The sequence below is a fragment of the Sphingomonas sp. DC5200-1 genome, assembly GCF_049897245.1.
Taxonomy (GTDB): Bacteria; Pseudomonadota; Alphaproteobacteria; order Sphingomonadales; family Sphingomonadaceae; genus Sphingomonas; species Sphingomonas aquatilis.
In genome coordinates this window covers 108,575-134,953 of sequence record NZ_JAFCVW010000001.1, presented here as the reverse complement: position 1 = coordinate 134,953, position 26,379 = coordinate 108,575, and the positions used below count along the sequence as shown (strand labels likewise).

29 protein-coding genes are annotated in these 26,379 nt (G+C 67.8%); 25 read left to right on the top strand and 4 right to left on the bottom strand.

Translation table 11 applies throughout. The features are described 5' to 3' along the window. The first annotated feature begins 1 nt into the window (after nucleotide 1). Nucleotides 2-1,258 carry a cell wall hydrolase gene (locus ACP7A3_RS00720; RefSeq protein ID WP_426254604.1) on the top strand — a complete coding sequence of 419 codons (1,257 nt, stop codon included), beginning with the start codon at nucleotides 2-4 and terminating at the stop codon, nucleotides 1,256-1,258. Between the two features lie 439 nt (nucleotides 1,259-1,697). Here the strand turns inward: ACP7A3_RS00720 and ACP7A3_RS00715 are convergent, their stop codons facing one another. After that, nucleotides 1,698-1,949 carry a DUF7218 family protein gene (locus tag ACP7A3_RS00715; RefSeq protein ID WP_426254603.1) on the bottom strand — a complete coding sequence of 84 codons (252 nt, stop codon included), beginning with the start codon at nucleotides 1,947-1,949 and terminating at the stop codon, nucleotides 1,698-1,700. Between the two features lie 131 nt (nucleotides 1,950-2,080). Here ACP7A3_RS00715 and purF point away from each other — a divergent pair, with 131 nt between their 5' ends. From purF to ACP7A3_RS00645, 14 genes are all read left to right on the top strand, one after another. Then, a complete protein-coding gene (gene purF / locus ACP7A3_RS00710) occupies nucleotides 2,081-3,553 on the top strand; it encodes an amidophosphoribosyltransferase (protein ID WP_043059267.1) in 1,473 nt (490 codons plus the stop codon). Next, nucleotides 3,553-4,260 carry an SDR family NAD(P)-dependent oxidoreductase gene (locus tag ACP7A3_RS00705; protein WP_426254602.1) on the top strand — a complete coding sequence of 236 codons (708 nt, stop codon included), beginning with the start codon at nucleotides 3,553-3,555 and terminating at the stop codon, nucleotides 4,258-4,260. The genes purF and ACP7A3_RS00705 overlap by 1 nt, the downstream gene beginning before the upstream one ends. Before the next feature lie 81 nt (nucleotides 4,261-4,341). Next, nucleotides 4,342-4,920: a NifU family protein gene (locus ACP7A3_RS00700; RefSeq protein ID WP_024310548.1), complete on the top strand. Its 579-nt coding sequence runs from the start codon at nucleotides 4,342-4,344 to the stop codon at nucleotides 4,918-4,920. After that, nucleotides 4,920-5,513, top strand: coding sequence for a malonic semialdehyde reductase (locus ACP7A3_RS00695; RefSeq protein WP_426254601.1), 594 nt, complete (start codon nucleotides 4,920-4,922; stop codon nucleotides 5,511-5,513). The genes ACP7A3_RS00700 and ACP7A3_RS00695 overlap by 1 nt, the downstream gene beginning before the upstream one ends. A 223-nt stretch (nucleotides 5,514-5,736) precedes the next feature. After that, entirely contained in the window at nucleotides 5,737-6,378 is a 642-nt protein-coding gene (gene tsaB / locus ACP7A3_RS00690; RefSeq protein ID WP_426254600.1) for a tRNA (adenosine(37)-N6)-threonylcarbamoyltransferase complex dimerization subunit type 1 TsaB, read from the top strand. Further along, nucleotides 6,378-6,845, top strand: coding sequence for a ribosomal protein S18-alanine N-acetyltransferase (rimI, locus tag ACP7A3_RS00685; RefSeq protein ID WP_063689428.1), 468 nt, complete (start codon nucleotides 6,378-6,380; stop codon nucleotides 6,843-6,845). Before tsaB ends, rimI begins: the two co-directional genes overlap by 1 nt. Before the next feature lie 90 nt (nucleotides 6,846-6,935). Continuing rightward, the gene (locus ACP7A3_RS00680) at nucleotides 6,936-7,358 is read left to right on the top strand and encodes a Fur family transcriptional regulator (RefSeq protein ID WP_017978916.1); all 423 of its coding nucleotides are present in this window, start codon (nucleotides 6,936-6,938) and stop codon (nucleotides 7,356-7,358) included. 10 nt (nucleotides 7,359-7,368) lie between these two features. Beyond that, nucleotides 7,369-8,085, top strand: a complete 717-nt coding sequence (locus tag ACP7A3_RS00675) for a lysophospholipid acyltransferase family protein (RefSeq protein ID WP_426254599.1) — start codon at nucleotides 7,369-7,371, stop codon at nucleotides 8,083-8,085. A 55-nt stretch (nucleotides 8,086-8,140) separates the two neighbouring features. After that, a complete protein-coding gene (gene miaB / locus ACP7A3_RS00670) occupies nucleotides 8,141-9,481 on the top strand; it encodes a tRNA (N6-isopentenyl adenosine(37)-C2)-methylthiotransferase MiaB (RefSeq protein WP_426254598.1) in 1,341 nt (446 codons plus the stop codon). 78 nt (nucleotides 9,482-9,559) lie between these two features. Beyond that, a complete protein-coding gene (locus ACP7A3_RS00665; protein WP_426254597.1) occupies nucleotides 9,560-10,555 on the top strand; it encodes a PhoH family protein in 996 nt (331 codons plus the stop codon). A 48-nt stretch (nucleotides 10,556-10,603) separates the two neighbouring features. Next, the gene (locus ACP7A3_RS00660; protein WP_043059260.1) at nucleotides 10,604-10,867 is read left to right on the top strand and encodes a type II toxin-antitoxin system VapB family antitoxin; all 264 of its coding nucleotides are present in this window, start codon (nucleotides 10,604-10,606) and stop codon (nucleotides 10,865-10,867) included. Next, complete coding sequence (locus ACP7A3_RS00655; protein WP_426254596.1) at nucleotides 10,864-11,262, top strand: type II toxin-antitoxin system VapC family toxin; 399 nt, start codon at nucleotides 10,864-10,866, stop codon at nucleotides 11,260-11,262. Before ACP7A3_RS00660 ends, ACP7A3_RS00655 begins: the two co-directional genes overlap by 4 nt. Further along, entirely contained in the window at nucleotides 11,259-11,771 is a 513-nt protein-coding gene (ybeY, locus tag ACP7A3_RS00650; protein WP_426254595.1) for an rRNA maturation RNase YbeY, read from the top strand. Before ACP7A3_RS00655 ends, ybeY begins: the two co-directional genes overlap by 4 nt. 11 nt (nucleotides 11,772-11,782) lie before the next feature. After that, nucleotides 11,783-12,691: a hemolysin family protein gene (locus ACP7A3_RS00645; protein ID WP_063689446.1), complete on the top strand. Its 909-nt coding sequence runs from the start codon at nucleotides 11,783-11,785 to the stop codon at nucleotides 12,689-12,691. 195 nt (nucleotides 12,692-12,886) lie between these two features. Here ACP7A3_RS00645 and ACP7A3_RS00640 read toward each other — a convergent pair whose 3' ends face one another. Continuing rightward, a complete protein-coding gene (locus ACP7A3_RS00640; RefSeq protein WP_426254594.1) occupies nucleotides 12,887-14,092 on the bottom strand; it encodes a class I SAM-dependent methyltransferase in 1,206 nt (401 codons plus the stop codon). Nucleotides 14,093-14,121: 29 nt separating this feature from the next. After that, nucleotides 14,122-15,030 carry a histone deacetylase family protein gene (locus ACP7A3_RS00635; RefSeq protein ID WP_426254593.1) on the bottom strand — a complete coding sequence of 303 codons (909 nt, stop codon included), beginning with the start codon at nucleotides 15,028-15,030 and terminating at the stop codon, nucleotides 14,122-14,124. A 59-nt stretch (nucleotides 15,031-15,089) separates the two neighbouring features. Here ACP7A3_RS00635 and ACP7A3_RS00630 point away from each other — a divergent pair, with 59 nt between their 5' ends. The 10 genes from ACP7A3_RS00630 to ACP7A3_RS00585 all read left to right on the top strand — a co-directional run bounded on the left by ACP7A3_RS00630 (nucleotide 15,090) and on the right by ACP7A3_RS00585 (nucleotide 25,370). Further along, nucleotides 15,090-16,112, top strand: a complete 1,023-nt coding sequence (locus tag ACP7A3_RS00630) for an alpha/beta hydrolase (RefSeq protein ID WP_426254592.1) — start codon at nucleotides 15,090-15,092, stop codon at nucleotides 16,110-16,112. After that, nucleotides 16,109-16,603, top strand: coding sequence for an RNA pyrophosphohydrolase (locus tag ACP7A3_RS00625; protein WP_426254591.1), 495 nt, complete (start codon nucleotides 16,109-16,111; stop codon nucleotides 16,601-16,603). The genes ACP7A3_RS00630 and ACP7A3_RS00625 overlap by 4 nt, the downstream gene beginning before the upstream one ends. 49 nt (nucleotides 16,604-16,652) lie before the next feature. Beyond that, nucleotides 16,653-17,582: a DUF481 domain-containing protein gene (locus ACP7A3_RS00620; protein WP_294314204.1), complete on the top strand. Its 930-nt coding sequence runs from the start codon at nucleotides 16,653-16,655 to the stop codon at nucleotides 17,580-17,582. A 51-nt stretch (nucleotides 17,583-17,633) separates the two neighbouring features. After that, nucleotides 17,634-18,830, top strand: a complete 1,197-nt coding sequence (locus tag ACP7A3_RS00615) for a hydrolase (protein ID WP_426254590.1) — start codon at nucleotides 17,634-17,636, stop codon at nucleotides 18,828-18,830. Continuing rightward, on the top strand, nucleotides 18,827-19,843 hold the full coding sequence (locus ACP7A3_RS00610; RefSeq protein ID WP_426254589.1) for an arginine N-succinyltransferase: 1,017 nt from the start codon (nucleotides 18,827-18,829) through the stop codon (nucleotides 19,841-19,843). The genes ACP7A3_RS00615 and ACP7A3_RS00610 overlap by 4 nt, the downstream gene beginning before the upstream one ends. A gap of 2 nt (nucleotides 19,844-19,845) precedes the next feature. Beyond that, nucleotides 19,846-21,108: an N-succinylarginine dihydrolase gene (locus ACP7A3_RS00605; RefSeq protein WP_426254588.1), complete on the top strand. Its 1,263-nt coding sequence runs from the start codon at nucleotides 19,846-19,848 to the stop codon at nucleotides 21,106-21,108. 53 nt (nucleotides 21,109-21,161) lie between these two features. After that, nucleotides 21,162-21,395, top strand: coding sequence for a hypothetical protein (locus ACP7A3_RS00600; RefSeq protein ID WP_063689472.1), 234 nt, complete (start codon nucleotides 21,162-21,164; stop codon nucleotides 21,393-21,395). 13 nt (nucleotides 21,396-21,408) lie between these two features. Beyond that, nucleotides 21,409-22,353 (top strand): sulfate adenylyltransferase subunit CysD, encoded by a 945-nt coding sequence (gene cysD, locus ACP7A3_RS00595; protein WP_426254946.1) that lies wholly within the window; start codon nucleotides 21,409-21,411, stop codon nucleotides 22,351-22,353. Between the two features lie 357 nt (nucleotides 22,354-22,710). Beyond that, complete coding sequence (cysN, locus tag ACP7A3_RS00590; protein ID WP_426254587.1) at nucleotides 22,711-24,624, top strand: sulfate adenylyltransferase subunit CysN; 1,914 nt, start codon at nucleotides 22,711-22,713, stop codon at nucleotides 24,622-24,624. Next, a complete protein-coding gene (locus ACP7A3_RS00585) occupies nucleotides 24,621-25,370 on the top strand; it encodes a 3'(2'),5'-bisphosphate nucleotidase CysQ (protein ID WP_426254586.1) in 750 nt (249 codons plus the stop codon). The genes cysN and ACP7A3_RS00585 overlap by 4 nt, the downstream gene beginning before the upstream one ends. Here ACP7A3_RS00585 and ACP7A3_RS00580 read toward each other — a convergent pair. After that, a complete protein-coding gene (locus tag ACP7A3_RS00580; protein WP_241891506.1) occupies nucleotides 25,362-26,354 on the bottom strand; it encodes a bile acid:sodium symporter family protein in 993 nt (330 codons plus the stop codon). The two genes, ACP7A3_RS00585 and ACP7A3_RS00580, sit on opposite strands and share 9 nt — an antisense overlap. Nucleotides 26,355-26,379 lie beyond the last annotated feature (25 nt).

Here is a 26,379-nt window from a genome sequence, read left to right as displayed (position 1 = left end):
CGTGCTGGCCGTCACCTCCTTGCTGGCGATCGGCGTGCCGGCGTGGGTAGTGGCGCACCCGCCGGCGATCCCGAAAGTGCGTAAGGCGGTCCGGCTTCCCCCGCGCCACGTCGTACCCGCCGCCGAAGTGCCGGACGTCGAGCCGGTCGCGTTCGTCGACCTGTCGGCCGAGGATGCCAAGGCGTACAATGACGCGATCCCCTTCTCCACCCTGCCCAATCCCGCCGCGCGGCCGTTCCGCTTCGCCGGGGGCGCGGAAGACCGGGCGCGGGCGCTCGACTGCATGGCGGCGGGGGTGCTGTACGAGGCGGGCGACGATGCCGAGGGCGAGCGCGCGGTCGCGCAGGTGGTGCTCAACCGGCTGCGGCATCCGGCGTTTCCGAAGACGATCTGCGGCGTGATCTTCGAAGGGCAGGAGCGCAGCACGGGCTGCCAGTTCAGCTTCGCCTGCGACCATGCGCTCACCCGCTGGACTCCGACCGCAGACCAGTGGCGGCGCGCGCGCGGCGTGGCGGACGCGGCCTTGTCGGGCGCGGTCTATCGCCCGGTCGGCTATGCGACACATTACCACACCGACTGGGTCGTCCCCTATTGGCAGGCGAGCCTGGACAAGGTGGTCGCGGTGCATAGCCATCTGTTCTTCCGCTGGACGGGATGGTGGGGCACGCCGCCCGCGTTCAACCGGCAGGTGAGTTCCGCGGAGCCGGTGATCGCCCAGCTCGCCCCCGTGTCCGATGCGCACAAGACCGGCGCGGAGCTCGCCGAGGCGGATACCGCGCTGCTCGATGCGGCGGAGGCGTTGGGGATGCTGGGCGACGATGGTGCGGCCGCGACGATCGCAGCGACGACGCCGGTGGCGGACGGGACGAACGAGACGATCCTCGCGACGCTGCCCAAGGGCGTGATGTCGGACCTGTATCCCGCGGTGGCGATGAAGGCCTGCGGCGAGCGCAAGACGTGCCGTTTTTCGGGCTGGACCGAAGCCGCCGCCACGCCCGCCGCGACGCCGCTGACGACGGAACAGGTGGCGGCGATGGCGTTCAGCTACTGGCGCGATCGGGATGCGGGGATCGAGCGTCCGTTGTGGAATTGTGCGCTGACGAAACGCGCGGACCGGCGGCAGTGTATGAAGCAGCAGGTGTTGCTTAGCGCCGTGCCGGTGGCTGCGGCAACGTCTACGCCTGTTCCAGCCGTGAAGGGGCCGGAAGACCTAGGCGGTGTGCGGCGTAAAGGTGAGGCCGTGTCGGGCGGCCGGTAGGCATCCGCAAACGCGCCGTCACCCCGGACTTGGTCCGGGGTCCACCGGGCCGCCGGGGGTCGACTAGAGCCTCTTGCCATCCCCCCAGCCGCGGAGTGGACCCCGGAACGAGTCCGGGGTGACGGGGAGTGGTGGGGCAGCCGCAGTGCATGAACTAGCAGGCCTTGCAGGGCGCGGTGCCATTGGGTGCGAGGACGGCAGTGTGGGTGCTGGTTCCCGTGGCGAAGGGGCCGGAAGATCTGGGCGGCTTGCGGCGTAAGGGGAACGTAGCGGGCGCGTGATAGCCCCCCCGTCACCCCGGACTTGGTCCGGGGTCCACTGGGCCGCGGGGGGTCGGCTAGAGCCTCTTGGCATCCCCCCAGCCGCGGAGTGGACCCCGGAACAAGTCCGGGGTGACGGGTGAAGTGGGGCGAGGTTCGCGCGCCTCTGGCATTTACCCTCACTGATGCCCGCGGATCGCCTTGATCAGCGCGGGCTTGTCCATCTTTGATCGGCCTTCGATGCCGATCTCGCGCGCTTCCTTCATCAGGTCGGCCTTGGTGCGATCTTCAAGGTGCGTCGCCTTGTGGTCGAGCGATCCGTTTGCCTTGGCATTGGCGATGCGCGCAGCCTTTTCCTTCGAATTGCCCTGTTTGCGCAGCTCTTCGTACAGGCCGTCGTCCTTGATCTGAGCGCCGTGATCCTTCGCCATCGTCCGACTCCACTCCCGAAAGCGCCACAACGAGCAGGCAGGGGAAACGGTTCGATCGGTCATGACAAATGCGCGACAAAGCCGGATTGCGCTCCTATATGGCCACCCGCCGTCATGTGAGCCCCCTCCCCATGCTGACTACCAATCCGTTCGAAACCACGACCGAAGACGGCGATACGCTGCGCGAGGAATGCGGCGTGTTCGGCGTGTCCGGCAGCGATAGTGCCGCAGCGCTGGTCGCGCTGGGGCTGCACGCCCTGCAGCATCGCGGACAGGAAGCCGCCGGGATCAGCAGCTTCGACGGTACGCTGTTCCACACGCATCGCGCGATGGGCCATGTCGCGGGCAATTTTGATCGGGACGACGTGATCCGCGCGCTGCCCGGCACCACCGCGGTCGGCCACGTCCGCTATTCGACGACGGGCGAGACGGCGCTGCGCAACGTCCAGCCGCTGTACGCCGACCTGTCGACCGGCGGCTTCGCCGTCGCGCACAACGGCAATATTTCCAACGCGATGAAGCTGCGCCGCGAATTGGTGCGGCGCGGATCGATCTTCCAGTCGACCAGCGACACCGAGACGATCATCCACCTCGTCGCGACGTCGAACTACCGTACGCTCCTCGACCGGTTCATCGACGCGCTGAAGCAGGTGGAGGGTGCCTATAGCCTGGTCGTGATGACCCCCGAAGGCATGATCGCCTGCCGCGATCCGCTGGGGATTCGACCGCTTGTGATGGGGCGCCTGGACGGCGCGGTGATCTTCGCATCCGAAACCGTGGCGCTCGACGTGTGCGGCGCGACCTTCGAACGGCAGGTCGAGCCGGGCGAGCTGGTGATCGTGCAGGGCACGGACATCCGATCGATCAAGCCGTTCGAAGCGGTGGCGCCGCGGCCGTGCATCTTCGAATGGGTGTATTTCAGCCGCCCCGATTCGATCGCGGGCGACCAATCGGTCTATTCGGTGCGCAAGGCGATCGGTGCGCAGCTGGCGATCGAGGCGCCGGTCGAGGCCGACCTCGTCATCCCGGTGCCCGATTCGGGCGTGCCCGCCGCGATCGGCTATGCGCAGGAATCGGGCATTCCGTTCGAGCTGGGCATCATCCGTTCGCATTATGTCGGCCGCACCTTCATCCAGCCGGGCGACAAGGTGCGCCATCTGGGCGTGAAGCTGAAGCACAATGCCAACCGCGCGCTGATCAAGGGCAAGCGCATCGTGCTGATCGACGATTCGATCGTGCGCGGCACGACCAGCCTGAAGATCGTGCAGATGATGCGCGATGCCGGCGCGGCCGAGGTGCATATGCGCATCGCGTCGCCCCCGACGCGGCACAGCTGCTTCTATGGCGTAGACACGCCGGAGCGGGCCAAGTTGCTCGCGGCCAAGCATGACGTCGGCGGCATGACCGACTTCATCCATGCCGACACCCTCGCCTTTGTCTCGATCGACGGCCTGTACAAGGCGCTGGGCGAGGAACAGCGCGCGTCGCGTCTGCCGAAATATTGCGATGCCTGCTTCACCGGCGACTATCCGACGACGCTGACCGACCATGACGATGTCGCCGACGTCGACCAGTTCGCGATGCTCGAAGAGCGGGTGAACTGATGGCAAAGCCACTCGATAATCAGCTGGCGCTCGTCACCGGCGCCAGCCGCGGCATCGGCGCCGCGACCGCGATCGCGCTGGCGGCGGCGGGCGCGCATGTCGTGCTGACCGCGCGGACGGCGAAGGACCTGGAGGCGGTCGAAGAAACGATCTTCGACGGGGGCGGATCGGCGACGATCGCCCCGCTCGACATGACGCAGACCGACAGCATCGCCCGGCTGGCGAGCGCGGTCGGCGAACGCTGGCAGGCGCTGGACGTGCTGGTTCTGAACGCCGGCATGCTGGGCACGCTGGCGGCGGTGCCGGCGATCGACCCCAAGGAATTCGCGCAGGTGCTGACGCTGAACGTCAGTGCGCAGGTGGCGATGATCCAGGCATTCGATGCGATGCTGCGCAAGGCCCCTGCGGCGAAGGTGATCGGCGTCACCTCCAGCGTCGGGCGCAACCCGCGCGCCTATTGGGGGGCCTATGGCGCGTCCAAGGCGGCGTTCGAGACTCTGATCGGTGCCTATGGCGACGAGACGAGCGAGATCAGCGGCATCCGCACCGCGATCCTCGATCCCGGCGCGACGCGGACCAAAATGCGCGCGCGCGCCTATCCGGGCGAGGCGCCGGAGTCGGTGAAGCCGCCGGAAGTGGTGGCGGAGCGGATCGCGGCGCTGGCGATCGCGGGCTTCCCGGCGGGGCATCGCGAGCGGGTGGGCTGAGGCGCCCCGCTTCGCGACGGGAAACAAAGCCTTTCTGCGGCTGTGCTTGATCCGCAGCCGCACGCGGTCCACATGGCCCCCATGCTGATCGAGACCGAAGCCACACCCAATCCGGCGACCCTGAAGTTCCTGCCGGGCCGCATCGTCATGGACGCGGGCACGCGCGATTTCGCGACGCCCGAGGAAGCGGAGGCGAGCCCGCTTGCCGAGATGCTGTTCGCGCTGGGCGACGTGACCGGCGTGTTCTTCGGCCGCGACTTCGTGTCGGTGACGGCGGCGCCGGGGGTCGACTGGGTCGGCCTGAAGCCCGATGTGCTCGCGATCCTGCTCGACCATTTCGCCGCCAACATGCCGCTTTTCCGCCAGGGTAGCGCTGGGTTCAGCGTGCCCGCGGGCGACAGCGACGAGGTGACGACCGACGATCCCGCCGATGCCGAGATCGTCGCGCAGATCCGCGAGCTGATCGACACGCGCGTGCGCCCGGCAGTGGCGAACGACGGTGGCGACATCGTCTATCGCGGTTTCGACAAGGGGAAGGTGTACCTGCGCATGCAGGGCGCCTGCGCCGGCTGCCCGTCGTCCAGCGCAACGCTGAAGAACGGCATCGAGCAGCTGCTGAAATATTACGTTCCCGAAGTCACCGAAGTGAGGGCCGTCTGATGTCCGCTCCCCTGCCCGATGCCGCGCTGGACACGCTGTTCCGGACCGCGCGCACGTTCAACGGCTATACCGATCGCCCGGTGAGCGACGAGCAGCTGCGCCAGATCTGGGACCTGATGAAGTGGGGTCCGACCTCCGCCAACCAGCTGCCCGCGCGGCTGGTCTGGTGCGTCAGCGACGAGGCCAAGGCGAAGCTCGCCGCCTGCGCATCGGAGGGCAATCGCGACAAGATCCTGAAAGCGCCCGTGACCGTCATCATCGGCATGGACGTCGAGTTTCACGAGCATCTGCCCGAACTGTTCCCGCATACCGACGCCAAGGCATGGTTCGATGGGAATACCGAGCTGCGCGTCGCCTCGGCGTTCCGCAATTCGTCGTTGCAGGGCGGCTATCTTATCCTGGCGGCACGGGCGCTGGGGCTGGATACGGGGCCGATGTCCGGCTTCGACCAGGGCGCGGTGGACAAGGCGTTCTTCGCCGACCAGCCGGGCGTGCGCAGCAACTTCATCGCGACATTGGGCTATGGCGATCCCGCCAGCCTGCACCCGCGCTCGCCGCGGCCGGCGTTCGAAAAGTTCAACACGATCGCGTAAGACCCTCGCCGATCGGGGATTGCGAGCGTCCCTCCGCATATTCGTCGTCACCCCGGACTTGGTCCGGGGTCCACCATCCCGCGGGGGTGGAGCTGGAGCCTCTTGCCGTTCCCTTCGCCGCAGAGTGGACCCCGGACCAAGTCCGGGGTGACGTGTGACAAGTGCTAACCGCCACTCGCATCTTGCCCCGGCGCGCGGGCTGCCGCAAAGCAGGCGCTTCATCATGACTGCCCGCACTCTTGTCATCGACACCGCCACCGCCGCCTGCTCGATCGCTCTGATCGACGGCGGGCAGGTCATCGCCGCCGAGCATCGCGAGGTCGGGCGCGGCCATGCCGAACAGCTGCTGCCGATGATCGCCGCTTTGCCCGATGGCGGACGCGCAGGGCATATCCTGGTCGATGTCGGCCCCGGCAGCTTCACCGGCCTGCGCGTCGGCATCGCCGCAGCCCGGGCGCTGGCACTCGGCTGGGGCAGCACTGTCGCCGGCTATTCGAGCCTGTCGCTCCTCGCCGCCGCCGCCTTTGCCGGCGGGCGGGAGGGCCAGATCGCCGCGATGCTGGAGGGCGGGCATGGAGAGGTGTTCGTGCAGAGCTTTGCGGCCGGACCCGTGCCGCTCGATGCGCTCGCCTCGCTGAAGCCGGAGGCAGCGATCGCCGCCTTGGGCGAACGCTATCCGGTCGGCAACGGCGTACGCTGGCTGCAACAGGTCGCCCCCGACCTCGGCGGCCAGCCCGCTTTGCCCGATGCGCGCGACGCGCTGCTGCTGCCCGAGGCGTTGAAGACGCTGCCCGCGCGTCCGGTCTACGGCCGTGCGCCCGATGCCAAACTGCCCGGCGGCCGCGTGCCGGAGCCGGCAGCCTGATGGCGACGCACCAGATCCTGCTGCGCACCGGCGACCCGCGCGACGTCGCGACGGTCGACGCGCTGATGACCGCCGCCTTCGATCCCCGCTATGGCGAGGCGTGGACCCGCAATCAGTGTCTGGGCGTGCTCGCGATGCCCGGCGTGCGGCTGACGCTGGCGCTGGTCGATGATCGCCCCGCCGGGTTCGCGATGGTGCGCAGCGTGATGGACGAGGCGGAACTGCTGCTGCTCGCGGTCGATCCCGCCTTTCGTCGGCGGGGCATCGGCACCGCCCTGCTGCGCGCGGTGATCGCCGAGGCGCAGATGAGCGGCATCGCGGATCTGCATCTGGAGGTGCGGGCGAACAATCCTGCGGTGGCGCTGTATACCGAGCAGGGCTTTGCCAAGGTGGGTGAGCGGCGCGGCTATTATCGCGGGCGCGGCGGCGAGGCGTTCGACGCGCATACGTATCGGCGGGCGGTGTAACGCGACCGGGCTCGACCGATCGTCGCATCCGATCACTGTTGCGAGTCGGTTTCGCTTTTCGCAACAAGCGCACTGTTCTACACGGTGCTCATGCCTCGCAAGATCGACCTCGAAGCCCTGTGCAATCAGAAGGGCCTGCGCATCACCGAACAGCGTCGCGTCATCGCGCGCGTCCTGTCGGAAGCCGAAGACCATCCCGACGTCGAAAAGGTGTATGAGCGCGCCTCGCTGATCGATCCGGGCATTTCGATCGCCACCGTCTATCGCACCGTGCGCCTGTTCGAAGAGGCCGGCATCCTGGATCGCCACGATTTCGGCGACGGCCGCGCACGCTACGAGCCGTCACCGGAAGCGCACCACGATCACCTGATCGACGTCGAGACGGGCAAGGTCATCGAATTCGTCGATCCGGAACTGGAGCAGCTGCAAAAGGCGATCGCCGAGAAGCTGGGCTTCCGCCTGGTCGACCATCGCATGGAATTGTACGGCGTCAGCCTCGATCGCAAGGCGTAAGCGCGGGCGCGTGATCGCCAACTTGCGCCTCGCGATCCGGTTGGCGGCGCTGGTGATCGCCCTGATCGGTGCGCTCTGCATCCACGGCCTGTGGCGGGCGGTTCGCCTGCCCTCGCCCTGGCCGCGACTGTTCCTGGGCAGCGTCGCGTGGATCGTCGGTGCGCGCGTGCGCGTGATCGGCCGGCCGCTGAAGCGCGACGTCGTGTTCCTGGCCAACCATTTGAGTTGGATCGACATCCTCGCCATCGCCGGCGCGACCGGCAGCGCCTTCGTCGCCAAGGCGGAACTGCGCGCGGCGCCGCTGGTCGGCTGGCTGTGTACGCTGAACCGCACGATCTTCGTGACGCGCGAGGACCGCTTGCAGGTGTCGGCGCAGATCGCTCGGCTGCGCGACGCGCTGGCCGAAGGCTGGGCGGTGACGATCTTTCCAGAAGGCACGACCAGCGACGGCACGACGCTGCTGCCGTTCAAGGCGGCGCTGCTCGCCGCGCTCGATCCGCCGCCGCCGGGTGGCCGCGTGCAGCCGGTGCGGGTCGATTACGGTCCGGCGACGGCCGAGCTTGCGTGGGTCGGGGACGAGCCGGGACAGGTCCATGCACTGCGGGTGCTGCGGCGGCGCGGTACGTTTCCGGTGACGCTGCATATGCTCGATGCCTTCGACCCGGCCGAGATCGGCGGCCGCAAGGCGATCGCCGCGCGGGCGCGTGAGGCGATCGGCGCGGCCTGACCGTCAAGCGGGAGGCGCTAGCGACGCCGAGCCCATTCCTGTATGGCCCGCGGCCATGACCCCCGCCGACAGCCCCAAGCCTGCGCCCAAGACCTTCCACGTCAAGTCGTTCGGTTGCCAGATGAACGTCTATGACGGCGAGCGCATGGCCGAACTGATGACCGCGGAAGGCATGACCGCCGCTGCCGACGCGGCGGACGCCGACCTGGTCGTGCTCAACACCTGCCATATCCGCGAAAAGGCGACCGAGAAGGTCTATTCGGACATCGGTCGACTGCGCAAGGACGCGCGCCTCGCTGAGCGGGCCGCGCCGATGATCGCCGTCGCCGGCTGCGTCGCGCAGGCGGAAGGCGAAGAGATCGTCCGCCGCGCGAACGTCGATGTCGTGGTGGGACCGCATGCGTATCACAACCTCCCGGGCCTCGTTGCGCAGGCGGCGAGCGGCGCACCCGGGCTAGATACCGACATGCCGCTGCTGTCGAAATTCGGCGCCCTGCCCGCGCGGCGCCGTGTCGGGCCGTCAGCGTTCCTGACGGTGCAGGAAGGCTGCGACAAATTCTGCACCTATTGCGTCGTGCCCTATACGCGCGGTGCCGAGGTGAGCCGTTCGTTCGCGGCGATCGTCGACGAGGCGAAGGCGCTGGTGGATGCGGGTGCGCGCGAGATCACCCTACTGGGCCAGAACGTCAACGCCTGGGACGATGACGGGCGGGGCCTGCACGACCTAATCCGCGTGCTCGACCGCATCCCCGGCCTCGCCCGGATCCGCTATACGACCAGCCATCCCAACGACATGGCGCAGGGCCTGATCGATGCGCACGGCGACGTCGAAAGCCTGATGCCGTTCCTGCACCTGCCGGTGCAGGCGGGCAGCGACCGCGTGCTGAAGGCGATGAACCGGAGCCACGATTCCGACAGCTACCTGCGCCTGCTCGACCGCGTGCGCGCCGTGCGCCCTGATATCGCGCTGTCGGGCGATTTCATCGTCGGCTTTCCCGGCGAGACGGAAGCGGAGTTCGCCGAGACGCTCGCGCTGGTCGATGCGGTCGGCTACGCGCAGGCCTATTCGTTCAAATACAGCCCCCGCCCCGGCACGCCGGCCGCCGACATGGCCGGCGCCGTGCCGCCCGAAGTGATGGACGAACGGCTGCAGCGCCTGCAAGCCGCGCTGGGCCGCGACCAGCAGGCGTTCAACCAGGCCAGCGTCGGCCGGACGTGCGACGTGCTCATCGAGCGCAAGGCCAAGCTGCCCGGGCAGATGCTCGGCAAGTCGCCCTGGCTGCAATCGGTGCATATGATGACCGACGCGGCGATCGGCGACATCGTGACGGTCGACCTGCTGTCCGCCGGCCCGGTCTCGATGGCGGGCGCGGTGCGGGTTAAGCAGGCCGCGTAGATCGGCACGTTTGCCGCTTCCCTTTCGTGCGCGGGCATCCCACATTCGGTGCATGCCATTTCGGCACGAAAGGATTGCATGAGTCGCAAGCCCGTCCCCGCCCGCTCCGGTGAACGCAGCCGGGCGGAGGTGTTGTTCGACAAGCCGCAGCTGCTCGCCACGCTGTTCGGCCAATATGACCAAAATCTGGTGGCGCTCGAAAACCGGCTGGGCGTCTACATCACCGCACGCGGCAACCGCGTCGGGCTGGAGGGCGCCGCCGAGAATGTCGCGCTGGCGCGCGACGTGTTGCAGGACCTGTACCAGCGCATCCAGCGCGGCGAGGAAATCGACACGGGTCTGGTCGATGCGTCGATCGCGATGGCGGCCGAACCGACGCTCGACGGCATCGTCAGCACCGAACGCACCGCGATCCCTTCGATCATGATCCGCACGCGCAAGAAGACGATCGTGCCGCGCACCCCGGCGCAGGCGCATTACATGCGCGAATTGAGCACGCACGACATGATCTTCGCGCTCGGGCCGGCGGGTACGGGCAAGACCTATATCGCGGTTGCGCAGGCGGTGTCGCAGCTGATCACCGGCAGCGTCCAGCGGCTGATCCTGTCGCGCCCCGCGGTCGAGGCGGGCGAGAAGCTAGGCTTCCTGCCCGGCGACATGAAGGACAAGGTCGATCCGTATCTGCGACCGCTCTACGATGCGCTGCACGATTGTCTGCCTGCCGAACAGGTCGAGCGGCGAATCGCGAGCGGCGAGATCGAGATCGCGCCGATCGCCTTCATGCGCGGCCGCACGCTGGCCGATGCCTTCGTCATCCTCGACGAGGCGCAGAATACGACACCCGCGCAGATGAAGATGTTCCTGACCCGCTTCGGCCAGAACAGCCGGATGGTGATCTGCGGCGATCCCAACCAGACCGACCTGCCCGGCGGCGTCGCGGCGAGCGGCCTGGCCGATGCGACGATGCGGCTAGAGGGCGTCGAGGGTATCTCGATGACCCGCTTCAGCAGTGCCGACGTCGTCCGCCATCCGATTGTCGGGCGGATTGTCGAGGCGTATGAGGGGGCCGCTTGACGGACGCGTATATCCTCGCCACCGTGGCGGGATATACCGGAGGTGACGATGGCGTCGCTCTATATCAAGAATGCGGACACTGCCGATCTGGCCCGCGAAGTTGCCGAGCTGCTCGGCACGAGCAAGACGGCAGCGGTCCACGATGCCTTGCTTCATCGAAAGCGTGAGCTGGAGCAGGAGCGTCGGTCCCCTGGCGTGCCGCTGCGCGAGCGCATGAAAGCCTGGCGCGAGGCACATCCGCTGGGTCGCCCGACCGGCCTCGTTGCGGACAAGGCGTTCTACGATTCGCTCAACGACGAGGACGACGATTGACCATCTTCGTCGACGCCTCGGCGATCGTCGCGATCGTCTATGGCGAACCCGAGGCCGACGATTTCGCAGATGCGATCGAGGCGCATAACGACCGCTTGTATTGTGCGGTCGGCGCGTGGGAAGCGGCCCACGCCATCGCCCGTCTGCGGGAGGTGAGCCTGCACGAAGCAGCGGAAGCTGTGAGCGGTTTTGCCTATGAGGCCAGCTTGCGCGTCGTGTCGATCGGCGAGCCGGAACGTGATGAAGCGATCCGTGCGGCGGCGCGTTACGGCAAAGGCTCACGCCATCCCGCCCGTCTCAACATGGGCGATTGTTTCGCTTATGCCTGTGCCAAGACCAATGACGCCCGCCTGCTGTATAAGGGCGACGATTTCTCGAAGACGGACCTTGCATGATCCACATCGAACTCGCCCATGAGACGCCCTGGCCCGACGCCACCGATTGGGACGCGCTTGCCGTCCGGGCCGCGCGCGCGGCGATCGAGCGGACGCCGCATGGCGAATTGCTCACCACGCCCGCGACCGTCGAGATCAGCGTCCGCCTGACTTCTGACGACGAAGTCCACGCGCTCAACCGTCAGTATCGGCAGAAGGACAAGCCGACCAACGTCCTGTCGTTTCCGATGGTGCAGCCGGATCTGATCGATACGGTCAGCCAGAATAGCGACGATGGCGAGCTGTTGCTGGGCGATATCGTGCTTGCGCATGGCGTATGCGAACGCGAGGCGGCCGAAAAGGGCGTTAGCGTGCAGGAACATGCCACGCACCTGCTGGTACATGGCACGCTGCATCTGCTAGGCTATGATCACATGGGGGACGACGAGGCCGAGGCGATGGAGGAGATCGAGCGTCAGGCTCTGGCCACGCTCGGCATCGCGGACCCTTATCTCGTGCGTGAGGACTGACACAGACTGCCATGGCAGAGGACCGAAGTAGCGCCGGTTACGGCGACTCCAACGAATCGAGTATCTGGCGCGGGCTGCGCACGCTGATCTTCGGCGGCGGCCAGGAGGAATCGCTCCGCGACCAGCTGGAAGAGGCGATCGACCGGCATGAGGACGATCCCGGCCCCGACGCCAAGGGCGACCTAACGCCGCTGGAACGGCAGATGGTGCGCAACCTGCTGCATTTCGGCGAGCGCGACGCGGGCGATGTCGGCGTGCCGCGTGCGGACATCATCGCGGTCGAGGAAAATACGACCTTCGCGCATCTGGTGCAAATCTTCGCGGAGGCGGGGCACAGCCGCCTGCCGGTCTATCGCGGGCAACTGGATACGATCATCGGCATGGTCCACATCAAGGATGTCTTTAACATCCTGGCGACCGGCGCCGACCATCCGACGAGCATCGCCGGACTGATCCGCGAGCCGCTGTACGTGCCGATGAGCCGCGGCGCGCTGGACCTGCTCGCCGACATGCGCCAGCGGCATGTCCACCTCGCCATCGTGCTCGACGAATATTCGGGCACCGAAGGCCTGGTGACGATCGAGGATCTGATCGAGGAGATCGTCGGCGAGATCGAAGACGAGCATGACGAGGCCCCGAGCGCGCTGCTCGTGCCGATCGACGGCGGCGCGTGGGACGCGGATGCCCGCGCCGAGCTGGAGGATGCGGCCGAATTGATCGACCCTCGCTTGGGCGAAGCCGAGAGCGACGTCGATACGCTGGGCGGCCTTGCGGCAGTGCTGGCGGGGCATGTGCCGCACGTCGGCGAGTGCGTGGATCACCCGTCGGGCTGGAAGTTCGAGGTGCTCGATTCGGACGAACGGCGTATCCATCGCCTGCGGCTGCATCCGCCCGTGGCGCGCGAGGTGGAAGACGCCTGAGGGTTGGCCCGAGCTTTGGGTCGGGCTGATCGACAGTCTGGACAGCGCATTATTCCTCCACTGACAGGGGGCGGAGGCGGTGACGGAGGGCGGACAGCAGGTTTTTCGTGACAGGGCGATACCCTGACCTCCCCCTCCGTCATGCCTGCGGCATGCCACCTCCCCCTGGCGGGGGAGGACTTTAATTCGCGCGGCCTAGTTCTGCTTGACCAGCGTGACCTGCGCGACGTCGATGCCGCCGCCGCGGAAGCCGCCTTCGCAATACATCAGGTAATAGCGCCACAGGTCGCGGAAGCGGGCATCGAGCCGTTCGGGCAGGCGGCCCGCCTTGTCGGCATTGTCGAACCGTTCGCGCCAGTGGCGCAACGTCTGCGCATAATCGAGGCCGAAGGCGTGGTGATCGGTCCAGGCGAGGCCGCGCGCTTCGCACAAGGCGCGGAAGCGGCTGTCGGACAGCAGCATGCCACCGGGGAAGACGTAGCGCTGGATGAAATCGACGCTGGAGGCGTAGCGTTCGAACACGTCGTCGGCGATGCTGATATATTGGATCGCGGCGCGCCCGCCGGGTTTCAGGACGCGGGCGAGCGTGTCGCAATAGGCGGGCCAATAAGCCTGGCCCACCGCCTCGACCATCTCGATGCTGGCGACCGCGTCATAGGTGCCGGTGACGTCGCGATAGTCAGTGAGCGAGACGGTGACGCCGGGAAGCGCGCGGGCATCCACCTCCGCCTTCTGCTCGGTCGAGAGGGTGAGGCCATGGACACGGCGGCCTGCCGCCGATGCCGTAGCCGCGAACGATCCCCAGCCGCAGCCGATTTCTAGAATGGTGTCGCCGGGCGCGGTGCCGGTGCGGTCGAGGATCGCCGTGAGCTTGCGGCGCTGGGCCTGCTCCAGCGTATCGCCCGAACCGTAGATGCCGCTGGAATAGGTGAGGCTGGGGTCGAGCCATTCGCGGTAGAAATCGTTGCCGAGGTCGTAATGGTCGGCGATATTGCGGCGCGAGCCCTTGCGGTCGTTGCGCCGTAGCGCGTGCCAGCCGCGTAGCAGCAGCTTCGGGATACCCCCGGCGCGCGCGACATTGGCGAGCGGCACGCGGTTGCGCATGAACAGATCGAACAGCGGCACCGGATCAGGGCTGGACCAGTCGCCATCCGCCCAGGCTTCATACCAGCCCACCGAACCGCCCGTGGCGAGGCGCACGAGCGCGCGCCAGCGGTGAATGGTGACAAGCGGCACCGGCCCCGGCTTGCGCCCGCCGAGCAACCGATGCGTGCCATCGGGCAGCCGCGCCTCGATCCCACCGCGCACCAGCCCGGTGTCGATCCGGTCGAGAAAGCGGTGAAATGCGGGCGCGAAAAGGCGTTGCTGAAATGTGTCCCCGGGCATGTCGGGCGCGCTCATGCCGCAGCTTGGCCGCAGTGGAAAGGGGGTCAGGCGATCGCGGCGTCGCGCGCCATCGCCTCGCCCAGCGTCAGGATCGCGGTCACGTGGCGGCGGGCGATCTCCATCGCGTCGTCGCCATAGCCGCCACCGACGGTGCTCGCGAGCGGCACGTCGCCCGCAAGCTGGGCGATCAGCCGTTCGCGCGCGACCAGCCCATCGAGGCTGAGCGACAGGCGCCCGAGCCGGTCGCCGACGAACGGATCGACGCCTGCCTGGTACAGGATCAGCTGCGGCCGGTGCTCGGCAAGGAAGGGCGCGAGCGTCGCCTCCAGCGTCGCAAGATAGTCGGCGTCGTCCACGCCATCGGCGAGCGGCACGTCGAGCGTCGAGCGCGCCTTTCGGGCGGGGAAATTCTTTTCGGCATGGATCGAATAGGTGGCGATCCCTGGTCGCCCGGCGAGCAAGGCCGCGGTGCCGTCGCCTTGATGCACGTCGCAGTCGACCACGACGAGGCGATCGACCGTGCCCTCGTCGATCAGCCGCACCGCGGCGAGCGCGAGATCGTTGAACACGCAATAGCCGGCACCTGTATCGGCGAGCGCATGGTGGCTGCCGCCCGCGGTATTGGCGGCAAAGCCAAGGCGGAGCGCAAGCTGCGCGGCGAGCCAGGTGCCGCCGGGCACCGCCGCTGCACGCGCCGCGACTTCGGGGGTGATCGGGAAGCCGATGCGTCGGGCCTTGGGCGCGGGGACGCGCGCTTCCAGCACCTCGGCGACATATTCGGGATCGTGGACCGCCTCCAGCCAGTGGCGGGGCATCGCTTCGGGTTCGTGCCACGTCACGCGATCGCCCGCCTCGCGCAGCAGGTCGCGGATCAGGCCGTTCTTGTTCCAGCGGTAGGTGGAGCGCGCCGGTGCGGGCGCGACATAGGCGGGATGATGGACGACGGCGATCACGCTGCCTAGGTAGGAGCGATCGAGCGCCGCCCCAAGCGGTGCCCGCCGGAGAGAGCCGAATGACCGAAGCGACCGCCGACCCTACTCCCGCCGACCCTACTCCCTACGTCCGGCCGGACGTGCGCGGATTCCTGGACTATCTGAACGCGATGCCGGGGCCACGCACCCACCAGATGACGCCTGAGGCGGCCCGGCAGGTGTTCACGGCGATGAAGGACGTCGCCGATCTGCCGGTGGGCGAACTGGCGGTGATCCGCGACCTGTCGATCCCCGGACCCGGCGGCACCATCCCGGCGCGGCTGTTCGACGCGCGCGAGACCCGCCAGCCGGGGCCGGCGCTGGTCTTCTACCATGGTGGCGGCTTCGTGATCGGCAATATCGACACGCATGCGGGCTTTTGCGCCGAGATGGCGCGCGTGCTCGACGTGCCGGTCGTCTCGGTCGACTATCGGCTGGCGCCCGAACATCGCTGGCCCGCCGCACCCGACGATTGCGAGGCGGCGGCGCGCTGGGTGGCGGAGAGCCCAGCGGAATTGGGCCGCAGCGTCACCGGGCTGATCCTGTGCGGCGACAGCGCGGGTGGCACGCTGACGATCGTCGCGGCGATGGACCTGCGCGACCGGCCGGCGGCGGTGCCGGTGATCGTTCAGGCGCCGATCTATCCGGCAGCCGATTCGTCGCGGCCCTATCCGTCGTTCGACCAGTTCGCCGACGGCTATCTGCTGACGCGCGATACGATGCTGTGGTTCGTCGATGCCTATGCGGCCGATATCGCGCATAGCCGCGGATCGCCGCTGCTCGGCCGACTGGAGGGCCTGCCACCGGCGGTGATCGTCACTGCCAGCCTGGACCCGATCCGCGACCAGGGCCGCGCTTATGCCGCCGCACTGGCGCAGGCCGGCATACCCGTGGTGTTCCGCGAGGCGGTGGGGACCGTCCATGGCTTCATCACGCTGCGCAAGGCGATCCCGTCGAGCCAGGGCGACGTCGCCGGCTATCTCGCGGCGCTGAAGGACGTGATTGTCGAGGCGGAGGCAGCGCGCGTCATGGCGCAGGCCGCAGGACAGGAGGCCGCACGATGACCGATCCCAGCACCCTGCCCTATCGCCCCTGCGCCGGCGTGATGCTGCTGAACCGCGAGGGCAAGGTCTTCGTCGGGCAGCGGATCGATACGACGCTGGAGGCGTGGCAGATGCCGCAGGGCGGGATCGATCCGGGCGAAGAGGCCTATGACGCCGCGGTGCGCGAACTGGGCGAGGAAACCGGCGTCGCCCCCCACCATGTCGAGCTGATCGTCGAAGCGCCGCGGGACTTTCTGTACGATCTGCCGCCCGACATGATCGGCAAGGTGTGGAAGGGCAAGTGGCGCGGGCAGCGGCAGCGCTGGTTCCTGTTCCGCTTCCTGGGCGAGGACGGCGACATCGATATCGCGACCGAGCATCAGGAGTTTCGCGCCTGGCGCTGGAGCGACCCCGCCGACCTGCCGACGATGATCGTGCCGTTTAAGCGCGCGCTGTACGAGGACGTGCTCGCCGCATTCGCGCCTCATCTCGCCGCAGCGGGCCCACGCTGACCTGCGTTGGGGGGTGTCAGGCGCGCGACGAACGGCTAGAGCGCCGGATGTGCGCGCTACCTTGCTCCTCTCGCTGTGCCTTGCTCCCCTGCTGATCGCCAATGCGCCGGTCGCCGATGGCGGTCAGCCGGACGACACCAAGGTGCCGATCCCCGCCGCGATCCGATCGATGCTGGATGCCGCGATCGAAAGCGGCAACGACGGTGACGTGTCGGTGGTGGTCAAATATGCGCGGCTGGCCGATCCGGCGAGCGCCGATGCGGTGCTCGCCATCGCGCAGAAGTGGCGCAACGATCGGGCGCAGGCGCGACAGACCACGATCAGGCAGGCGAGCATATTCGACCTGTGGAGTGGCCGGGCGGAACTGGGCGGTTACATCACTACCGGCAATACCGACAGCAAGGGCGGGTCGGCGATCCTCGACCTGACGCGCGAAGGGCTGCAATGGCGCCACAAGTTCCACGTGCAGGCGGATTATCAGGAAAACGCTAACATCACGACGCGCGAACATTACCTCGCGAGCTACGAGCCGAACTACAAGATCAACGACCGCCTGTATGCTTATGGCGCCGCGCAATATGAATCGGATCGGTTCCTGGGCTATTACAACCGCTATTCGGCGTCGGCGGGTGCAGGCTATAGCGCGATCAAGAGCCCCAAGGTGCGGCTCGACGTCGAGCTCGGCCCGGCGTTCCGGCAAACGCATTTCACCGACGAAACCCGGCAGAGCAATATCGCCGCGCGCGGGACGCTGGCGTTCAACTGGCGCGTGCTGCCCGGGCTGTCGGTGACGCAGAATGCCTCCGCCTACGTGCAGAGCGCCAATTCGACGCTGAGCGGCACCAGCGCGCTGAATGCGAAGCTGATCGGGCCGCTGTCCGCGGCGTTTTCGTATAATGTCCAATATGAAAGCGAACCGCCGGTGAAATCCAAGAACACCGACACGATCGGCCGGGCGTCGCTGGTCTATACGTTCTGAACCTGGTTTCATCGGAGACCATATTCGACTAGCCTCCCGGGTATGAGAGGTATGTCGAACGACGAACGCGCCTTGGTCGAGCGGATCGATCAGGCGGCGATGCTGGCGCAGGTCGAGCGCTGGGCGGCGGTGAATAGCGGCACGCGCAACCTGGCCGGCGTCGGGCAGATGGCCGCACTGCTTGCCGATGCCTTTGCGGTGCTGCCCGGCGAGATCGCGATGGTCGAGCCGGAGCCGGTCGAGGCGGTGGCGGCGGACGGCTCGGTCGCCGCGCTGGCACATGGCCACCACCTGCACCTGCGGGTCCGGCCCGAGGCACCCGTCCGTATGCTCTTCACCGGGCATATGGATACGGTCTATCCCGTCGACCATCCGTTCCAGACGCTGACCCACCGCGACGACGGCACGATCAACGGGCCGGGCACGGCGGATATGAAGGGCGGGCTTGCCGTGATGCTCGCCGCGCTGACCGCTGTGGAGGCGCAGGGCGCCGATGGCTTCGGCTATGACGTCGTCATCAATTCGGACGAGGAGACGGGCTCGCTCTCGTCCGCAGGGTTGCTCGCGAGGGCGGCACGGGGGGCGGTTGCAGCGCTGACCTACGAGCCGGCGCTCGCCGACGGGACGCTGGCGGGCGCGCGTGGTGGCACGGGCAATTTTTCCATCGTGATCCGCGGGCGGAGTGCGCATGCGGGGCGCAACCCCGAAGAGGGGCGCAATGCGATCGTCGCCGCCGCCGCGCTGGCGGTACGGCTGGCGGAGGCCGGTGGGCCGGGCCTGTCGGTCAACCCGGCGCGGATCGATGGCGGCGGACCGAACAACGTGGTGCCGGACCTCGCCATCCTGCGCGTCAACTTCCGCCCCGCCGCCGCGGATGCGATCGCACGGGCGCAGGCGGCGATCGACGACAGCGTCGCCGCCGTCGCCGCAGCGCATGACGTACGGATCGAGGTGCATGGCCGCTTCAATCGCCCGCCCAAGCCGATCGACGCCGGTGCCGAACGCCTGTTCGCCTGTGTCGCGGACGCCGGCGCGGATCTGGGCCTCAGCATCGGTTGGCGCGCGACCGGGGGCGTGTGCGACGGCAACAACATAGCCGCGGCCGGCGTACCCGTGGTCGACACGATGGGCGTGCGCGGCGGCGCGATCCATTCGGCGGACGAATTCATGATCGTCGACAGCCTCGCCGAGCGCGCGGCACTGTCGGCGCTCACCATCAGTCGCATCGTACAGCGGGGACGGCCATGACCTTTCGCATTCGGGCCGCACGCGCCGACGACTTGCAGCATCTGTATGAAATGGCGAAGCTGACCGGCGGGGGGTTCACCAACCTGCCGCCAGACCGCAAGGCGCTGCGCACGAAGCTGGACCGCAGCGACGAGGCGTTCGCGCGCGACAAGGGGGCGATCACCGACGAGCTGTTCGTGCTGATGCTGGAGAATGGCGAGACGGGCGAGGTGCGCGGCACCTGTCAGTTGTTCACGCAGGTGGGGCAGAAACACCCCTTCTACAGCTATCGTCTGGGCACGCTGACGCAGCACAGCAAGGAGCTGGAGCGCACGTTTCGCGCGGAAATGCTGGCGCTGACCACCGATCTGGAGGGCGCGTGCGAGGTCGGTGGGCTGTTCCTGCATCCGGGGGAGCGCGCGGGCGGGCTGGGCCTATTGCTGGCGCGCAGCCGCTATCTGTTCATCCGCGCGCACCGGGCACGCTTCGCCGATCGTATCCTCGCCGAATTGCGCGGCATCATCGACGAGGCGGGTGGATCCCCGTTCTGGGACGGTCTGGCAGGTCGCTTCTTCGGCATGAATTTCCAGGACGCCGACCAGTTCAATGCGACGCACGGCCACCAGTTCATCGCCGACCTGATGCCCAAGCATCCGATCTACACCGCGATGCTCTCCGAAGCGGCGCGCGCGGTGATCGGCCTGCCGCATCCGAGCGGCCGGGCGGCGATGCGCATGCTGGAGAATGAGGGTTTTCATTATGAAAACTACATCGACATCTTCGATGGCGGACCGACGATGACGGCGCGGACCGACCGGGTGCGCACGATCGAGAGCGCACGCGACTGCCCGGTGATCGCGATCGACGACGATGGCGGGGACGAGGCGCTGGTCGCCACGGGCCGGCTGCAGGACTTCCGCTGCGCCTTCGGGCATGTCCGCATGGTTGGCGATGGCGTGGTGCTGTCGTCCGACTGCGCCAAGGTGCTGGGCGTGCAGCCCGACGATCGCGTCCTGTTCGCATCGCGGTGGTGAGCATGCTGACCGAAATCAACTTCGACGGGATCGTCGGGCCGAGCCACAATTACGCCGGCCTGTCGGCAGGCAATCTCGCCGCGACCGCGCATGCGGGTCAGGTGTCGCAGCCGCGCGCGGCGGCCTTGCAGGGCCTCGACAAGATGCGGCGCAATCTGGCGCTGGGCCTTCGCCAGGGCGTGCTGCTGCCGCATCGCCGGCCGGACCATCGCTGGCTCGCGAGCCTGTCGACCGATTATGCGGGCGCATCTGCCCTGTTGCAGGCGCAGGCGATGTCGGCGTCGGCGATGTGGGCAGCCAATGCCGCGACCGTCTCGCCTGCGCCGGATACGGCGGATGGACGCTGCCATCTGTCGGTCGCCAATTTGATGACGATGCCGCATCGCAGCCATGAATGGCCCGAGACGCTGGCGCAACTGCGCACCGCCTTCGCGCACGACGCCTTTGCGGTGCATGGACCCGTGCCCGCGCCGTTCGGCGACGAGGGCGCGGCCAACCATATGCGACTGTGCGCGAGCCAGGACGCGCCGGGCGTCGAGGTGTTCGTTTACACGCTGCCCGGCGGCCCCTTCCCCGCGCGCCAGCATCCGACGGCCAGCGAGACGATCGCGCGCGCACACGGGCTGTCGCGCGAGCGGACGCTGTTCGTGCAACAGTCCGCCGAGGCGGTGACGGCGGGCGCGTTCCACAACGACGTCGTCGCGGTCGCCAACGAACGCGTGCTGTTCGCGCACGAACTCGCCTTTGCCGACAAGGACGGCTTTTACGCCGACCTGCGCCGCCTGCTGCCCGAGGTGGAGATCGTCGAGGTGCCGGCCAGCGAGGTGAGCCTGGCCGATGCCATCGCTTCCTATCTGTTCAACGCCCAGCTCGTCACGACGGCGGACGGGCCGACGCTGGTCGTGCCGATGGAGGCGCGCGCCAATGCCGCGGTCTGGGGCTGGCTGGAGCGGCATCAGGCCGGCAACGGGCCGATCCGTCGGGTCGAGACGGTCGACGTCACGCAGTCGATGGCGAACGGCGGCGGGCCGGCATGCCTGCGATTGCGCGTGGTCGCCGACCCGGCGACGGTCGATCCGCACTTCCTGGTCGATGCGGCAAAGCTGGATGCGATCGAAGCGGTGGTGCGGCGCTGGTGGCCGGAGGCGATCGATCCGGCCGCGCTGGGGGATGCGGCGCTGGTCCGAGACGTCGAAAGCGCGCACGAACGGCTGCTGGAGGCGCTCGACCTGTCGGGTTACTTGACGGTTAACCACGGCTCTTAACCCGCGACCGACGGAAATCCGCCATTGGCGCGCGGCTTGCTTAACCTTTTGGCATGTGGACCCGCATCAGACGCCTCTTCACCATCAAGACCAAATTCGAGGCGTTCGTCATCATCTATGGCCTCGCCATGGGGGCGGTGGAGCGCGGCATGCATTACCTGCAGCAATATCCCGGCTGGCAGGGGTGGATGCTGTTCTGCTGCTGCCCGATCGCGGTGTTCATGGTCGGCGGAGTGCTGATCGATTCGGTCGAGCGGCGGCGCGAGGAATGGGGCCAGCCGGAATAGGGGCGCCCCAAGGATAAGTTGGTCGCATCGCGCGAACGGGGGCTTATCTGAAAGCCCCATGAGCGGGCTTACCCATTTGCAGCGGCTGGAAGCCGAGAGCATCCACATCATGCGAGAGGTCGTCGCCGAGGCGGAGCGGCCGGTGATGCTGTACTCGGTCGGCAAGGATTCGGCGGTGATGCTGCACCTGGCCAAGAAGGCGTTCTTTCCGGCGCGACCGCCCTTCCCGCTGCTGCATGTCGATACGACGTGGAAGTTCCGCGCGATGTACGCGCTGCGCGACAAGGCGGCCGCGGATGCGGGGATGGAGCTGATCGTGCACAAGAACCCGGAGGCGGAGGCCGCGGGGATCAACCCATTCGACCATGGCAGCCGGCATACCGATCTGTGGAAGACCGAAGGGCTGAAGCAGGCGCTGAAGGCGGGCGGCTATGACGCCGCCTTCGGCGGGGCGCGGCGCGACGAGGAAAAGTCGCGCGCGAAGGAGCGCATCTTTTCCTTCCGCTCGGCGAGCCAGGGCTGGGATCCCAAGGCGCAGCGGCCCGAGCTGTGGAATTTGTACAATGCCCGCATCCATCGCGGCGAGAGCATCCGCGTCTTCCCGCTGTCCAACTGGACCGAGCTCGACATCTGGCAATATATCCTGCGCGAGGGGATCGAGATCGTACCGCTCTATTTCGCCGCGCCACGCCCGACGGTGGAGCGTGACGGCATGCTGCTGATGGTGGACGACGATCGCTTTCGCCTGGCGCCCGGCGAAGTGCCGGTCGAACGCTCGATCCGCTTCCGCACCTTGGGCTGCTATCCGCTGACCGGGGCGGTGGAGAGCGAGGCGGCGACGCTGCCGCAGGTGATTCAGGAAATGCTGCTGACCACGACCAGCGAACGCCAGGGCCGCGCGATCGACCACGATCAGGCCGCGAGCATGGAGAAGAAGAAGCGCGAGGGGTATTTCTGATGGCTGCCGTCACGACATTCCTCCCCCGCGAGGGGAAGGTGGCAGCGAAGCGGACAGAGGGGGAGGACAGCGGCGGCTTCGGCGTAGGCGGAAACGCCCCCTCCACCACCGCTTTGCGGCGGTCCCCCTCCCCCGCTGACGCGAGGGAGGATTTTGCGGCGTGACCATGTCTACAGACAGGATATTTCCGATGCTCGCACTCTCTCCGGTCCTCCCCCGCCAGGGGGAGGTGGCGCGGCGGAGCCGTGACGGAGGGGGAGGATACGGCGAGGCGCGCGTGTGCGGCGAGGCCCCCTCCACCACCCGCCTTTGGCGGGCGGTCCCCCTCCCCCGCTGCGCGAGGGAGGATGTGTTCGCATGACCGCTTACACACCGGATGCGCTGATCGCGGCGGATATCCATGCCTATCTCGACACGCATCAGACCAAGTCGATGCTGCGCTTCATCACCTGCGGGTCGGTGGATGACGGCAAGTCGACGCTGATCGGGCGACTGCTGTACGATTCGAAGACGATCTTCGAGGATCAGCTGAGCCAGCTGGAGGCAGACAGCAAACGCGTCGGTACGCAGGGGCAGAATATCGACTTCGCGCTCTTGGTCGACGGGCTTGCCGCCGAGCGCGAGCAGGGCATTACGATCGACGTCGCCTACCGCTTCTTCGCGACCGAGAAGCGCAAGTTCATCGTCGCCGATACGCCGGGGCACGAACAATATACGCGCAACATGGTGACGGGCGCATCGACCGCCGATTGCGCGGTGATCCTGATCGATGCGCGCAAGGGCGTGCTGACGCAGACGCGGCGGCATTCGTTCCTGGCGCACCTGATCGGCATCCGCCAGATCGTGCTCGCGGTGAACAAGATGGATCTGGTCGGCCACGATCAGGCGACGTTCGACGCGATCGTGGCGGACTATGCCGACTTCGCACGCGGGATCGGGATCGACGCGTTCACCGCCATTCCGCTGTCGGGCCTGACCGGCGCCAATATCACGACCCGGTCGGATGCCATGCCGTGGTATCGCGGCCCGGCGCTGCTGCCACACCTGGAGGCGATTCCCGTCGACAGCGATCGCGCCGCGGCGGGTCCGTTCCGGCTGCCGGTGCAATGGGTCAACCGGCCTGACCTCGACTTCCGTGGCTTTGCCGGGACGATCGCCGGCGGTCGCGTCGCGGTGGGCGATGCGGTGCGGATCGTCCCCTCGGGCAAGACGACGCAGGTCGCGCGGATCGTGACGTTCGATGGCGACCGTGAGGCGGCACAGGCCGGCGAAGCGGTGACTGTGGTGCTGGCCGACGAGGTGGATTGTTCGCGCGGCGACGTGATCGCGGCTGCCGACGCGCCACCCGAAGCCGCCAATCAGTTCGAGGCGACGATCGTCTGGCTGTCCGACACGGCGCTGGTGCCGGGCCGCGGCTATTGGCTGAAGATCGGCCCGCGAACGGTGGGCGCGAGCGTCCAGGCGCCGGGATATGTCGTCGACGTCAATACGCAGGCGCATCTGTCTGCGAAGACACTGGCGCTCAACGACATCGGCGTCGCCGAGGTGTTCACCGACGAGGGCATCGTGTTCGAGCCCTATGCGCAGAGCGCGACGCTCGGCGGCTTCATCCTGATCGATCGCGAAACCAATGCGACGGTCGCGGCCGGGCTGATCCACCATGCGCTCCGCCGGGCGCAGAACGTGCATTGGCAGTCGGTGGATATCACGCGAGAGGCGCATGCGCGGCAGAAGGGGCAGTCGCCGCGGCTGTTGTGGTTCACCGGCCTGTCGGGATCGGGCAAGTCGACCATCGCCAATCTGGTCGAAAAGAAGCTGCATGCGCTGGGGCGGCACAGCTTCCTGCTCGATGGCGACAATGTGCGGCATGGCCTGAACCGCGACCTGGGCTTCAGCGACGCCGACCGGATCGAGAATATCCGCCGTGTCGGCGAGGTCGCCAAGCTGATGACCGATGCGGGCCTGATCGTGCTGACCGCCTTCATCTCGCCGTTCCGTGCCGAGCGGCAGATGGTGCGCGGGATGCTGCCGCCGGGCGAGTTTGTCGAAATTTTCGTCGATACGCCGCTGGCGGAGGCGGAGGCGCGCGACGTGAAGGGCCTGTACGCCAAGGCGCGGCGCGGCGAGATCGCCCATTTCACCGGCATCTCGAGCCCCTACGAGGCGCCGGACGCTCCAGATATTCGTATCGACACGACGCGCGAGAGCGCCGAGGATGCCGCCGAACGGATCGTCGAGCATGTGCTGGGCGTGTGGAGCTTCGAATTGTGACCTTGCCCGCCGTGTCCGACGTCGACCTCGCCCGCAGCGTTGCGCAAGAGGCGGGCGCGCTGCTGCTCGCCATCCGCGCGCGCGGCGGTGCGAGCGGCAAGGCGCTGGGCGATGCCGGCGATGCGGAGGCGAATGCGCTGATCCTCGATCGGCTGCGAGCGGCGCGACCGGACGATTTCATTCTGTCCGAAGAATCGCTGGACGATCGGGCGCGGTGTGCGGCGGAGCGGGTGTGGATCGTCGATCCGCTGGACGGCACGCGCGACTATGCCGAGGGGCTGGACGATTGGGCGGTGCATATCGGCCTGGCGGTCGCTGGCCGGCCGGCGGTGGGCGCGGTGGCGGTGCCGGCGACGGGGCGCGTCTATACGACCGCCGAGGCATGCTCGCGCGCGATCGTCTGCGGCGCGCCGCCGCGGATGGTGGTGAGCCGCACGCGGGCGACCGACATGGTCGAGCGCGTCGGCGTGGCGCTGGCGACGACGCGGGTGGGCATGGGATCGGCGGGCGTCAAGGCGATGGCGGTGGTCGATGGACGCGCCGACATCTACCTGCACGACGGCGGGCAATATGAGTGGGACAATTGCGCGCCCGCCGCGGTGGCGCTGGCGGCGGGGCTGCACGCCTCGCGGATCGACGGCAGCCCGCTGGTCTATAATTGCGAGAACCCGCTGCTGCCCGACCTGCTGATCTGCCGGCCCGAACTCGCCGATCAGGTACTGGCGGCGGTTGCCGCGCTACGCTGAGACGGCTTCGGCCTCGGCGAGGCTTGCCGCATTGGCATAGCGGCGGGCGATGATCGCGCAAGCGATCAGCTGGATCTGATGGAACAGCATCACGGGCAGCAGCACCGCGCCGACCTGCGCCGCCGGGAACAATACGCCCGCCATCGGCACGCCCGACGCGAGACTCTTCTTCGAACCGCAGAACAGCAGCACGATCTGGTCTTCGCGCGTGAAGCCCAGCGCGCGGCCGGCGAGCCAGGTGAGGACCAGGACGATCGCAAGCAACGCGACGCAGGCCGCGGCGATCAGGGCGAGGTCGGCCGCAGAAACGCGGTGCCACAGCCCCTCGACCACCGCGGCACCGAAGGCGGTGTAGACGACGAGCAGGATCGAGCCGCGATCGACGATGCCGACCAGTCCCTTATGCCGTCCGATGAAGCCGCCGATCCACGGGCGCAGCAGATGACCGGCGACGAACGGCACCAGTAATTGCAGCACGATCGATTCGACAGCGGCGAGGCTGATCCCCGCCTGTCCGCCGACGCCGCTCATGGTCAGCGCGACCAGCGCGGGCGTCAGCACGATGCCGATCAGGTTGGAAAAGGACGCGCTGCACACGGCCGCGGCGACATTGCCGCGCGCAATGGCGGTGAAGGCGATCGAGGATTGCACGGTCGAGGGCAGCAGCGTCAGGAACACCATGCCCGCCGCGACCGGTGCGGCGAGGCCGGGCAGATGCCCGAATGCCAGCCCCAGGAGCGGGAACACCGCGAAGGTCGTCGCGAGGACGGCGAGGTGCAGCCGCCAGTTGCGCGCGCCCTGCCAGATCGCCTCGCGCGACAGCTTGGCGCCGTGCAGGAAGAACAGCAGCACGATCCCCGCATCCGCGACGATGCCCGCCACACGCGCCCATTCGCCGCGCGCGGGCAGCACGCTGGCAAGCACGACGGTGCCGAGCAGCATGAGGATGAACGGTTCGACGAAGCTGAGGATACGGCGGATCATGCCGGCCGCCCTAAAGCGCGTTTCG